At 58.4% G+C, this 1,102-nt stretch carries 1 protein-coding gene; it reads left to right on the top strand.

Features of this window, described 5'->3' with window-relative positions; all coding sequences use genetic code 11:
- The first annotated feature begins 225 nt into the window (after positions 1-225).
- Entirely contained in the window at positions 226-1,065 is an 840-nt protein-coding gene (locus KIP79_RS46160) for an IS5 family transposase (RefSeq protein WP_214111430.1), read from the top strand.
- Positions 1,066-1,102 lie beyond the last annotated feature (37 nt).

Below are 1,102 nucleotides of genomic sequence, written 5' to 3'. Positions count from 1 at the left end.
AGAGGGCGTTTGGGCATGTTCGGTGGAGCTAAGTCCCCTTTGGGGTCATCGGCTTTCGTGGCACTTCACCCCATATGAGTGAATTCACGCGTTCCGAAGCGGCGGTCGGTGCGCCCGTTTGATTGTTGCTTGTCCCTCTGATTCCGTCTGGTCTAAAGATGAGATGGAAACTCCCTACCGGTCGAGGATCACTACCGTTGACATGCTCTGGGTAAAAACCTTGCCATGAGTGAGCGAAAGCCGTACCCCAGCGACCTATCCGATGCCCGCTGGGCATTAATCGAACCAACTTTGACCGCATGGCGCCAGGCCCGACTCGATCGCAGGCCCACCGGCCAGCCGGCCTCAGTCGAACTACGGGAAGTCTTCAACGCGATCCTGTATGTCAACAGGACGGGAATAGCCTGGAAATATCTGCCCCACGACTTTCCACCGCACGGCACCGTCTACGCCTACTATGCAGCCTGGCGGGATGAAGGCATCTTCGCGCAGCTCAATTACGACCTGGCCGGCTTGGCCCGAGTCAAGGAAGGCCGCAAGGCCGAACCGACCGCGTGCATAATCGACACCCAGAGCGTGAAGACCTCCACCAACGTGCCCCTGACCAGCCAAGGCGTAGACGCCGGGAAGAAGATCGTCGGCCGCAAGCGAGGCATTGTCACAGACACGCTCGGCATCATCCTCGCCGCGACGGTCACCGCCGCGAGCCTGTCCGATAACGCCATCGGAATGCGACTCCTTGACCAGGTCAAAACCACGTACCCGACGATATCCAAAACTTGGGTCGATACCGGCTTCAAAAATGCCGCGATCGAACACGGCGCCAGGCTGGGCATCGACGTCGAAGTCGTCTCCAGAAACACCGAGACCCGCGGCTTTCACGTCGTCAAACGCCGCTGGGTTGTCGAACGCAGCCTGGGTTGGCTCATGCTGCACCGCCGCTTATCCCGCGATTACGAGAACCTCCCGACCAGCTCCCAAGCCATGATCCACATAGCTGCGATCAACAATCTCACCAAACGCATAACGGACGAAACCACCCCAACATGGCGAGGAACGTACTAGCACACAAGGTGCAAACGACTTAAATCAAATGCCCTCT

The organism is Acrocarpospora catenulata (assembly GCF_018476525.1).
In the GTDB taxonomy this organism is placed as follows: Bacteria; Actinomycetota; Actinomycetes; order Streptosporangiales; family Streptosporangiaceae; genus Acrocarpospora; species Acrocarpospora catenulata.
The sequence above is the reverse complement of the archived record's forward strand: the minus strand, read 5'-3'. Positions and strand labels throughout refer to the sequence as shown.

Excerpts from the sequence above, each read along its gene's own strand:
- KIP79_RS46160 (WP_214111430.1), top strand. The coding sequence starts at position 226 with ATGAGTGAGCGAAAGCCGTACCCCAGCGACCTATCCGATGCCCGCTGG.